4 protein-coding genes are annotated in these 3118 nt (G+C 69.0%); 3 read left to right on the top strand and 1 reads right to left on the bottom strand.

Annotation, left to right across the window (positions count from 1 at the left end; translation table 11 throughout):
* Window positions 1-268 (top strand): LysR substrate-binding domain-containing protein (locus H3O04_RS34750; protein WP_237666543.1); only part of this gene is annotated, 268 nt, incomplete at its 5' end.
* A 90-nt stretch (window positions 269-358) separates the two neighbouring features.
* Entirely contained in the window at window positions 359-1483 is a 1125-nt protein-coding gene (locus H3O04_RS34745) for a Fic family protein (protein ID WP_202589455.1), read from the top strand.
* A 96-nt stretch (window positions 1484-1579) separates the two neighbouring features.
* Here the strand turns inward: H3O04_RS34745 and H3O04_RS34740 are convergent, their stop codons facing one another.
* Window positions 1580-2713 (bottom strand): LacI family DNA-binding transcriptional regulator, encoded by a 1134-nt coding sequence (locus H3O04_RS34740; RefSeq protein ID WP_202589454.1) that lies wholly within the window; start codon window positions 2711-2713, stop codon window positions 1580-1582.
* Window positions 2714-2954: 241 nt separating this feature from the next.
* Here H3O04_RS34740 and H3O04_RS34735 point away from each other — a divergent pair.
* A partial coding sequence (locus H3O04_RS34735) for a PfkB family carbohydrate kinase (RefSeq protein WP_237666544.1) occupies window positions 2955-3118 on the top strand: 164 nt, incomplete at its 3' end.

Below are 3118 nucleotides of genomic sequence, written 5' to 3'. Positions count from 1 at the left end.
CGCGAACAACGGCGAAGTGGTGCGCGACGCCGCGATCGCGGGGCTCGGCATTGCGCTGCTGCCGCACTTCATCGTCGGCGCGGCGCTCGACAGCGGCGCGCTCGTGCCGGTGCTCGACGCGTACGTGCCGCCGCCGATCACGCTCAATGCGGTGTTTCCGCAGCACCGGGAAGGGTTCGTCACGCTGCGCACGTTCATCGGGTTTCTCGCGGAGCGGCTCGGGGAGCCGGCGCCCACGGCTGGGAACGGGGTGGGCCGGGTACGGTAGCCGGCCGCTTTGCGGTGAATGGGGAGATTAATCTCCGCAAATTTTGCGGAGATAGTTGAGTCGCGCGGCGAATGAGCGGATAATCTCCGCATGATGAGCGGAGATTACACCTTTATCTGGGAAGCAGCCGACTGGCCGGCATGGCGTTTCGACCTCCCGGCCCTCGCCACGCCGCTCGCCGACGTCAGCCGTGCGCAAGGCATGCTGGCCGGGCGGCTGGCGGATGTCGGGCTGGCGTTGCGCGACGAGGCGAGCCTGGCCGCGCTGACGGACGACGTCGTGAAGACCAGCGCGATCGAGGGCGAGAGCCTGAATGTCGCATCGGTCCGGTCGTCGATCGCGCGCCGGCTCGGCGTCGATATCGGCGCGCTGGCGCCGGTCGATCGCCACGTCGAGGGCGTCGTCGACATGGTGCTGGATGCGACGACCCATTCGGCGGCGCCGGTCACCGAAGCGCGGCTGTTCGGGTGGCATGCCGCGCTGTTTCCGACCGGCTACTCGGGGCTGTCGCGCATCACGGTCGGCGGCTGGCGCACGGATGCGAGCGGGCCGATGCAGGTGGTTTCCGGTCCAATCGGCCGGCAGCGCGTGCATTTCGAGGCGCCGCCGGCCGCACGCGTGCCCGACGAGATCGGGCGTTTTCTCGCGTGGCTCAACGCGCCGCCGGCCGAACCGTTGCTGATCCGGGCCGGGCTCGCGCATCTGTGGTTCGTCACGCTCCACCCGTTCGACGACGGCAACGGTCGTATCGCACGCGCGCTCGGCGATCTGGTGCTGGCGCGCGCGGACCGAAGCCCGCAGCGTTTCTACAGCCTGTCCGCGCAGATCCAGCGCGAGCGCAACGCGTATTACGACGTGCTGGAGCGCACGCAGCGCGGCTCGCTCGACGTCACGGAGTGGCTCGCGTGGTTTCTGAATACACTGGGCCGGGCCATCGATCATGCGCACACGACGCTCGATGCGGTGCTGATCAAGGCGCGTTTCTGGCAGCGGTGCGCGGGCGTCGCGATGAACGAACGCCAGGTCAAGGTCATGAATCGCCTGCTCGACGGCTTCGAAGGCAAGCTGACGACCACCAAGTGGGCGGCCCTCGCGAAATGCTCGCAGGACACGGCGTTGCGCGATATCACGGAGCTCGTCGAGCAGGGCATGCTGCGTCGCTCGGCGTCCGGCGGCCGCAGCACGAATTACGAGCTGGTGCCGTTCGACGGGTGATGTCGTCGCCGGCGCCGAAGACGAGCCACGCGTGGCACGACAAGCTCGGCAAGACGCTGCCGATCGACGTGATGCAGTCAGCCGGGCGCTGCCCGGCTATTTCCTGCGCGCCGCGCGCGCCTGTGCCTGTGCCTGTGCCTGCGCCGGCGCCGGCGCCGGCGCCGGCGCCGGCGCCGGCGGCGCGGCGGATTCCCGTATGCGCAACTCGGGCTGGACGGCATGGCCGGGCCCCGTGGCGCCGTTCTCGAGCGCGTCGAGCAACGCGTGCGCGGCCTGGCGCCCGATCGCGTCGGTGTCGACCCACATCGTCGTCAGCGGCGGCTGGATCTCGCGCGCGAGCGCGACGTCGTCGAACCCGGTGATCGACAACTGCGCGGGCACGTCGATGCCGAGCGCCTGCGCTTCGAGCAGCGCGCCGAGCGCGAGCGCGTCGTTGCCGCAGATCACGGCGGTCGGCCGCGTCGCCGCATCGCTGCCGGCGATCGCGCGCAGGCTCGCTCGCCCGAACGCGATCGTGGCCGCGCCTTCGTGCTGATGCACGGGGCGCACCGCGAGCCCGTGCGCGGCCAGCGTGTCGTGAATGCCGCGCAGGCGTGCCTGGACACGGTCGTTGTCCGTCGACGGCTGCATGATGATCGCGAAGTCGCGATGGCCGAGGTCGAGCAGGTGCGTGGTGAGCCGCGCGAACGCCGCGCGGTTGTCGAAGCCGATACAGCAGTGCGGGCTGTCGTCGCGGTACGCATACGTGACGACGTACGGCACGCGATGCATCGCAAGGAGTTCGAACAGTTCGGGCGGGTACGCTTCGCCGACCAGCGACACTGCTTCCACGCCGCGCGACAGCATCGCGCGCACTTGCGCGAGCGCCTGCGCGGGGTCGTAGTTCGAGCAGCCGAGGAACAGCGTGATGCCGTGCTCGGCCATGATCGTCTGCATGCCGGCGACCTGCGACGCGAACACCTGGTCGTCGAGGGTCGGAATGATCGCGCCGGTAATGTGGGTACGCGTGGACGCCAGCGCGCGGCCGGCCGCATTCGGAATCCAGTTCAGTGCGAGCGCCGCGTCGCGCACGCGCTGCTGCACGTCGGCCGACACCTTGCCGGGGTCGTTGTACACGCGCGAGACGGTCGCGGTCGACACGCCGGCCAGTTTCGCGACGTCGCCGAGCACCGAGCGTCCGCTGCCGCGGCGTGCCCGCGATGCGCCGCCGCGGGGCGGGGTCGTGCTCATCGGCCGTCTCCCGGCGGGGTAGGCCTGCCTGCGCCGTGCGTTGCCAGTCGCGTCATTGTTTACCCTCGATTCATGGTGGCCGCGCTTGCATCCTCATTCGATCCTGTGAGAATGTAAGCGCTATCTTGATGCTGTTCCGTATTATGTCAGACATGGATTACACCCGCACCGCGAAATTTTCAGAGACGACGGCCTTTCCGGCCATTTTGTCGATCTCAAATGTAAGCGATTACATTCAAGCATGAGCGATCTCACCTCACCGCGTATCGCTGTCGTCGGCAGCGTCAACATCGACCTCGTCACACGGGCGCCGCGCCTGCCGGTGCCGGGCGAAACGCTGCTCGGTACGACGTTCGAGACCGTTCACGGCGGCAAGGGCGCGAACCAGGCGGTCGCGGCCGCGCG

It is taken from the genome of Burkholderia sp. KCJ3K979, from assembly GCF_016759955.1.
Taxonomy (GTDB): Bacteria; Pseudomonadota; Gammaproteobacteria; order Burkholderiales; family Burkholderiaceae; genus Burkholderia; species Burkholderia orbicola.
Note: the sequence above shows the minus strand (reverse complement) of the source record. Positions and strands in the feature narration are given on the sequence as shown.

Excerpts from the sequence above, each read along its gene's own strand:
- H3O04_RS34745 (WP_202589455.1), top strand. The coding sequence starts at position 359 with ATGATGAGCGGAGATTACACCTTTATCTGGGAAGCAGCCGACTGGCCG.
- H3O04_RS34740 (WP_202589454.1), bottom strand. The coding sequence starts at position 2,713 with ATGAGCACGACCCCGCCCCGCGGCGGCGCATCGCGGGCACGCCGCGGC.